Origin of the sequence: Aquabacterium sp., from assembly GCF_035476535.1 — a bacterium.
GTDB lineage: Bacteria > Pseudomonadota > Gammaproteobacteria > Burkholderiales > Burkholderiaceae_C > Pseudaquabacterium.
Genome location: NZ_DATILJ010000335.1, coordinates 20,583 through 27,218, shown reverse-complemented (window position 1 = coordinate 27,218; position 6,636 = coordinate 20,583). Strand labels below are relative to the sequence as shown.

The window sequence follows — 6,636 nt, the reverse complement described above, 5'->3', positions numbered from 1 at the left end:
CGGCAGCAGGAGTTGCGGCCGATGGTGCAGTCGGTCAACGCCTTGCTGGCGCGCGTGCGCGACAGCGTGCAGCGCGAGCGCAGCTTCATTGCCGATGCGGCGCACGAACTGCGCACGCCGCTGGCGGCCCTGCGCATCCATGTCGATGCGTTGCAGGATCGGCTGACCGACGCACGCTCCGGCGAACAACTGGACGCCATGGTGCAGAGCTGCGAGCGCGCCGCGCGGCTGGTGGGCCAGTTGCTGCAACTCACGCGCGCCGAGGCGGTCGATGGCGCCGCGGTGTCGCAGCCGGTGGCGCTGAATCCGCTGGTCGAAGAGTGCCTGGCCACGCTTTCCGCGCTGGCCCGGCCGCGCGGCATCGCGTTGCAGCTCGACGCGGCGGGGCCGGTCACCGTGTGGGGTGACCCGGAGAGCCTGGCCTCGATGATCGACAGCCTGGTCGAGAACGCGATCAAGTACTCGCCACCCGACGGCAGCGTGCTCGTCGGCATCGCGTCCCAGGACGGGCAGGCCGTGCTGAGCGTGACGGACCAAGGGCCGGGCATCCCGCCCGACGTGCGCTCACGCGTCTTCGACCGCTTCTACCGCGGCGCGGGGCAGACGCAAACCGGCAGCGGGCTGGGGCTGGCGATCGTGAAGGCAGCCGTTCAGCGGCACCACGGCACGGTGTCGCTCGCCAGCGGCGCGGCGGGTCAGGGTCTGCGGGTGGTGGTGGCGCTGCCGCTGGCGGTCGACGGCAGCACCAGCGCCGGTCTGCCGCATCCCACGCGGCCCTTGTCATGAAGCAGCGCCACATCAGCAAGTCCGACGACAGGGCGAAGAAGCTGCGCCAGGCCGCTCGGCGCCAGACCCTGGCTGCCGTGTTTCTGACGGTCTTCTCGATGATCTCGCCGGCCCCGGATCTGCGGCCCAAGCCGAACCTGCCGGTCACGTACCAGAGGGTCAAACCGGCCGACCCGCCCCGATTCGGCTTCAACGCATTCGCGGCCGGCAACGAAACCGAAGCGCCTGCCGCAGCCGCATCGTCGACCGACACCGCCGACGCGCTGGCCCGGGCCGGCTTGCCGGCCTGTCACCCCTTCCGTTCCGATGAAGCGAAGGCACGCTATCTGGCGCTGTACGACACGCGCGCACGCGGCTGGCCGGTGCCCAGCGAGACGATCCGCGTGCACGGCGCCTACGGCGAGACCTTCGTGCGCATCAGCGGCCCGGCCGACGCGCCGCCGCTGGTGCTGCTGCACGGCATCAGCAGCAATTCGCTGGCCTGGATGCCCAATGTCGCGGCGCTTGCCCGCCACCACCGTGTGTACGCCGTGGACCACATTCAAGACGGCGGCCGCAGCATCGCCACGCGGCCGCTGGCGAGCCTGGGCGATCACCTGGCGTGGCTCGACGGCCTGTTCGACGGGCTGGGCCTGGCCCAGGGCGTGAACCTGCTCGGCCTGTCCTATGGCGGCTGGCTGGCCGCGCAGTACGCGCTGGCGCATCCGCAGCGGCTGCGCAAGCTGGTGCTGGTGGCGCCGGCCGGCACGGTGCTGCCGCTGGCTTTTGAATGGATGGCACGGGCAGTGGCCTGCGCGATTCCGCTGCGCTATGTCACGCGGAGCTTCTTGCGCTGGCTACTGCACGACCTGGCGCAACGGCCGGCCACGGAGCGCCCGAACTTCGACGACATCGTCACCGAGGCCTGGACCACGCTGCGCTGCGTCACGCCGCCTGCGATGCTGCCGCCGACGGTCCTGAGCGACGAAGAGCTGAAACGCCTGGCCGTGCCCGCGCTGTATCTGGTCGGTGAGAACGAAAAGATCTGCCCGCCTTTGCAGGCCATCGAACGGCTGAAGACCGTCGCACCGCGCATCACGACCCGGCTGATCGCCGGTGCAGGGCATGATCTGACGCTGGTCAAGGCCGCTGAAGTGAACCGCGCGGTGCTCGGCTTTCTGGCCGCAAGCTGATTCCGCCGATCCCAACCGCCATCGCATGTCGTCATGAACGTGCTGCTCGTCGAAGACGACCTGGACCTGGGCAACGGCGTGCGCATGGCGCTCGGCGACCAGGGCTTCAGTGTGGTGTGGGTGCGGCGGCTGGCAGATGCCGCGCGGGCCATCGCGACAGGCGGCTTCGACCTGCTGCTGCTGGACCTGGGCTTGCCCGATGGCGACGGCTTGACGCTGCTGAGCCAGTTGCGGCTCGACGGACAGCGCCTGCCGGTGCTGATCCTGACCGCGCGCGATGGGCTGCAGGACCGCCTGCGCGGTCTGGATGGCGGCGCCGACGACTACCTGGTCAAGCCCTTCGCGCTGGCCGAACTGGTGTCGCGCATGCGAGCGCTGGCCCGGCGCAGCGCCGGCTTCAACGCCGGGACCATCGAGCTGCGCGGGCTGCGGCTGCACGAGCCCACGCAGTGCGTCAGCGTCGACGGCAGGATCGTCAGCCTGTCGCCCAGCGAGTACCAGCTGCTGACGACCCTACTCAAACGCGCCGACCGGGTGCTCACGCGCCGCAGCCTGGAAGAACAGGTGCTGCCCGGCGGGCTGGCCAACGAGAGCAACGTGCTGGATGTGCACATCTCCAACTTGCGCCGCAAGATCGGCGAGGGCTACATCCGCACCGTGCGCGGCGTCGGCTATGTGATCGACGTGCTGCCGGTTCGTTAGGGCCGCGGCGCGGCCCTTTTGCGTTCAGGGCCGCGGCGCGGCCTTCTTGCGCCACACGCTGGCCAGCCAGGGCTGCTGCTCGAAGGGCAGGCCCGCCGGCCGGTAGTAGTGCGACAAGGCCTGGAAGCCGGCCGCAACGAGATAGGCCTGCCAGGTCTCCCAATCGTGGTAGGCGCCGTAGCGCTCGCCGCTCCAGCCCTCCTGGCCGTTGCCGCGCGGGTTGGAGCTGAACAGCACGCCGCCAGGCTTCAACGTGGCGTGCAGCTGCTGCAGCACGCGCGGCAGCGCCACACTCGGCACGTGGAACAGCACGGCGTTGGCGAACACGCCGTCGAAGCGCGCGTCCGGCAGGTCCAGCGCCAGCAGGTTCTGCTCCAGCACCACGCAGCCGCTGTGGGCGCGCGCCATCGCCGCCAGCTGCGGCGAGCCTTCGAGCCCGCAGGGGTGATGGCCGAGCGCTTTGAAGGTCATCAAATCGCGCCCCGGCCCGCAGCCCAGGTCCAGCAGCTCGAACGGCGCCGGCGCTTCGATGGCCTGCAGCAGCGCGTCGATGTTCTGGCTCACGTCGTGATCGCGCGTGCCCTCCCAGAAGGCCTGGGCGCGCTCGTCGTAGTGGGCCAGCGTGCGGGCGGTCATCTGCGACAGGTCATCGGGTATCGAGGGCATGGCCGATCATGTCACGGCGCCTGCCGCGTGCAACCGGCGACCGGCCTTGCCCGCGCCGCAAGAGCGACAATCGCGGCTCGAGACAAAACCATGCGCCTGCTGCTCGCGGAAGACGACGCCGAACTGGGAAACTGGCTGACCCGCGCGCTGGAACAGAGCGAGTTTCTCGTCGACTGGGTGGCCGACGGCCGGCTGGTGCGCCGCTGCCTGAAGGAGACGCGCTACGACGCGCTGATTCTCGACCTGGGGCTGCCCGGGCTGGGCGGCCACGAGGTGCTGGCCGATCTGCGCGAGGCCGGCGAGCGCCTGCCGGTGCTGGTGCTCACCGCGCGCGATTCGCTGATCGAGCGGGTCTCGACGCTGCGCGAAGGCGCCGACGACTTCCTGGCCAAACCCTTCGAGCTGGCCGAGTTGGAGGCCAGGCTGCTGGCGCTGATCCGTCGCTCGCGCGGCGGCGACCCGGCGCGCTTCGCCTGTGGTCCGCTGAGCTACGACACGGCGAGCAAGCGCTTCCTGCTCGGGCACGAGCCGCTGGCGCTCACGCCGCGCGAGCATGCGGTGTTGCGCACGCTGATCCAGCGTTGCGGCGAGCCCTTGTCCAAGCGCCAGATCGTCGAGCAGGTGTTTTCCGACGAGTCCGATGTGCAGCCCGAAGCCATCGAAGTGCTGGTGCATCGCCTGCGCAAGCGCCTGGAAGCCAGCCCGGTGCGCATCGTCACGCTGCGTGGCCTGGGCTATGTGCTCGAAAGCCCGCCATGAAGCTCGATGCGCTGCATCGCCTGAGCCTGCGCCGAACGCTGCTGGCCACGCTGCTGCCGGGCATGCTGCTGGTGGCGGCCGCGGAGATCTGGCTGACCTGGCGCACTGCGGCGGATGCCGCCAATGCGGCCTACGATCGTTCGCTGCTGGGCGCGATCAAGTCGATCGACGCCAACATCTCCACCGACAGCGGCGGCCTGGCGGTGGAGCTGCCCTACCGGCTGCTGGAGTTCTTCGAGCTGACGGCCAACGGGCAGGTCTACTACCGCGTCGCCACCGAAGACGGCCTGGTGGAAATCGGCAGCGCCGACCTGCCGGCACCGCAGCGTGCGCTGATCAGCGCCCAGCCGCAGTTCAGCGATGCGGTCTACTTCGGCGTGCCGGTGCGCGTGGGCTCGTATGCGCGCGTGCTGGGCCGCCCGATCGGCGGCGCCGCGGCAGGGCAGCGCGTGGTGATCCAGGTGGCCGAAGACCTGGGCTCGCGCGAAGCCTTCACCCGCCGGCTGATCGTGCAGGCCGTGCAGCGCGATGGGGCCCTCATCGCCTTCGCCGCGGCGCTGCTGGCCGGGGCCGTCGGCTGGGCCCTGCGCCCGCTCGCCGGCCTGCGCGACGAAGTCAGCCAACGGGCACCCGAGGACCTGTCGCCGGTCGCCACCACGCGCGTGCCGGCCGATGTGCGCCCGCTGGTCGACGCGATCAACCACCACATTGCCCGCAACCGCGATCTGACCGAGGCGCAGCGCCGTTTCGTCGACGATGCCTCGCATCAGCTGCGCACGCCGCTGACCACCTTGGCCACGCAGGTCGGCTTCGCCTTGCGTGAGCCGGACCCGCAGCGCATGCACGATGCGCTGCTGGCCATCAAGGCGCAGCTCGACGAGACCGTGCGCCAGACCAACCAGATGTTGACGCTGGCGCGCGCCGACACAGCGGCCTTGAGCCGGGAGCCGGTGGATGTCGTGGCGCTGGCCGAGGCCGTCACGCGCGCCTGCTGGCCGGCCGCCCGCGGCCGCGACATCGACCTGGGTTTCGAGCCCGGCGAGCCCGCGCTGACGCTGTCCGTGCACGCCGCGTTGCTGCAGGAGGCTTTGTCGAACCTGATCCACAACGCCATCCGCTACACACCCGGCGGCAGCAAGGTCACGGTGCGCGTCGGCCGCGCTGCCGGCCAGGCCGTCATCGAGGTGCTCGACAACGGCCCCGGCCTGGCCGCCGAGGCGCTGCAGCGCGCCGGCGAGCGCTTCTTTCGCGGCGCTGGCGTAGCACTGCCGGGCTCGGGGCTGGGCCTGGCGATCGCCCGCTCGATTGCGCGGCGGCATGGCGGCGAACTGCAGGTGGTGAATGGGGCCGAGGGCACCGGCCTGGTCGCGACGCTGGAACTGCCGCTGGCGCCTTGATCGGGGTTTGTCCGCAGGTTTTCGGCCAGGCACTGAAAGCCGCCTGAAAGCCGCGGATCGATAGAGTCGGGCCCATGTCAGCGCGCCCATTGCCATGAAACCCGGTGCCATGAAACCCGGTGCCCGCTGGGTGAGCCTGAGCCTGGCGCTGGGCCTGTGTGTCATGGCCGCTGCGGCCGGCCCGCTGGACAAGGCCGAGTGCATCGTCGGCGCCAAGCCGGGCGGCGGTTTCGACCTCAGCTGCAAGCTGGCGCAGGCCGCGCTGACCCAGGCCACAGTGATGGCCGGCAAGCACGCCGCCGAGCCGATGCGCGTGAGCTACATGCCCGGCGGCATCGGCGCGGTGGCCTTCAACACGGTGGTGGCCCAGCGCCCGGCGGAAGCGAACACCATCGTGGCTTTTTCCAGCGGCTCGCTGCTGAACCTGGCTCAGGGCAAGTTCGGCCGCTACCGCGAGACCGATGTGCGCTGGCTGGCGGCGGTCGGCGCCGATTTCGGTGCCGTGATGGTGGCCGACAGCTCGCGCTTCAAATCGCTGAAGGACCTGATGGCCGCGCTCCGGGCCGACCCGAACAAGGTGGTCTTCGGCGCCGGTGGCACGGTGGGCAGCCAGGACTGGCTGAAAGCCGCGCTGACTGTCCGGGCCGCGGGGGTCAACCACAAGGCGATGCGCTTCGTCGCGTTCGAGGGCGGTGGCGAAGCGATCGCCGCGCTGCAGGGTGGCCACATCCACGTGCTGATGGGCGATGTGGCGGAATCGATGGCGCACACGGCCGGCGGCGCGACGCTGCGCATGCTGGCGGTGATGTCGGACCAGCGCCTGCCCGGCGTGCTGGCCGGCGTGCCGACGGCCCGGGAGCAGGGCTTCGACCTGCAGTGGCCCATCATGCGCGGCTTCTACATGGGCCCGAAAGTGAGCGACGCGGACTTCGGCGTCTGGCGCGACACTTTCCGGCAACTGCTGGCCAGCCCGGCCTACGATGCGCTGCGCAGCGCGCATGGCCTGCTGCCGCTGGCACTGACCGGCGCCGCGCTGGACGCTCATGTTCTGCGTCAGGTACAGGACTACCGCCGACTCGTCACCGAGTTCGGACTGCGTGTGCCCCCGTGACCCCACCCGACCCCCCACCCGACCGCCATCCGACGATCAACCG

7 protein-coding genes are annotated in these 6,636 nt (G+C 70.6%); 6 read left to right on the top strand and 1 reads right to left on the bottom strand.

Going from position 1 to position 6,636, the window contains the following annotated elements; all coding sequences use genetic code 11:
• From VLK61_RS32095 to VLK61_RS32085, 3 genes are all read left to right on the top strand, one after another.
• On the top strand, nucleotides 1-786 hold a 786-nt coding region (locus VLK61_RS32095; protein WP_325427819.1), incomplete at its 5' end, for a sensor histidine kinase.
• Nucleotides 783-1,958: an alpha/beta fold hydrolase gene (locus VLK61_RS32090; RefSeq protein WP_325427817.1), complete on the top strand. Its 1,176-nt coding sequence runs from the start codon at nucleotides 783-785 to the stop codon at nucleotides 1,956-1,958. The genes VLK61_RS32095 and VLK61_RS32090, both read left to right, overlap by 4 nt.
• Nucleotides 1,959-1,991: 33 nt before the next feature.
• Complete coding sequence (locus VLK61_RS32085; RefSeq protein WP_325427815.1) at nucleotides 1,992-2,660, top strand: response regulator transcription factor; 669 nt, start codon at nucleotides 1,992-1,994, stop codon at nucleotides 2,658-2,660.
• Nucleotides 2,661-2,684: 24 nt separating this feature from the next.
• Here the strand turns inward: VLK61_RS32085 and VLK61_RS32080 are convergent, their stop codons facing one another.
• Entirely contained in the window at nucleotides 2,685-3,326 is a 642-nt protein-coding gene (locus tag VLK61_RS32080; RefSeq protein WP_325427813.1) for a class I SAM-dependent methyltransferase, read from the bottom strand.
• A 90-nt stretch (nucleotides 3,327-3,416) separates the two neighbouring features.
• Here VLK61_RS32080 and VLK61_RS32075 point away from each other — a divergent pair, with 90 nt between their 5' ends.
• The 3 genes from VLK61_RS32075 (at nucleotide 3,417) to VLK61_RS32065 (ending at nucleotide 6,593) form a co-directional block, all read left to right on the top strand.
• Nucleotides 3,417-4,085 (top strand): response regulator, encoded by a 669-nt coding sequence (locus VLK61_RS32075; RefSeq protein WP_325427811.1) that lies wholly within the window; start codon nucleotides 3,417-3,419, stop codon nucleotides 4,083-4,085.
• Complete coding sequence (locus VLK61_RS32070; RefSeq protein ID WP_325427809.1) at nucleotides 4,082-5,482, top strand: sensor histidine kinase; 1,401 nt, start codon at nucleotides 4,082-4,084, stop codon at nucleotides 5,480-5,482. Before VLK61_RS32075 ends, VLK61_RS32070 begins: the two co-directional genes overlap by 4 nt.
• 109 nt (nucleotides 5,483-5,591) lie before the next feature.
• On the top strand, nucleotides 5,592-6,593 hold the full coding sequence (locus VLK61_RS32065; RefSeq protein ID WP_325427807.1) for a Bug family tripartite tricarboxylate transporter substrate binding protein: 1,002 nt from the start codon (nucleotides 5,592-5,594) through the stop codon (nucleotides 6,591-6,593).
• Nucleotides 6,594-6,636: the final 43 nt, after the last annotated feature.